This is a genomic window from Phormidium sp. CCY1219, assembly GCF_035615515.1.
GTDB lineage: Bacteria > Cyanobacteriota > Cyanobacteriia > Cyanobacteriales > Laspinemataceae > CCY1219.
The window spans coordinates 1-251 of record NZ_JAJENT010000765.1 but is presented as its reverse complement, the minus strand read 5'-3'; the positions used below and the strand labels follow the sequence as shown (position 1 = coordinate 251).

At 45.8% G+C, this 251-nt stretch carries 1 protein-coding gene; it reads right to left on the bottom strand.

Going from position 1 to position 251, the window contains the following annotated elements; translation table 11 throughout:
- Positions 1-7: 7 nt before the first annotated feature.
- The coding region (locus LKK83_RS23245; protein WP_324633769.1) for a hypothetical protein at positions 8-251 on the bottom strand (244 nt) is incomplete at its 5' end.

Below are 251 nucleotides of genomic sequence, written 5' to 3'. Positions count from 1 at the left end.
TCCACCACTACTCCAAGGCTGGAAAAAAACTGTACCGACAGGAGAATAGTTTTTTCTCCACCACCACGCCATCAGTGAAAAAAACTATACCGATAAGCGGAATAGTTTTTTGCCCACCACCACTCCAACCTTGGAATAAGCGGAATAATTCTTTCTCCACCACCACGCTATCGGTGGAAAGAAACTGTACCGATAAGCGGAATAGTTTTTTCGCCGCCATCACCCTATCGGTGGAAAGAAACTGTACCGAC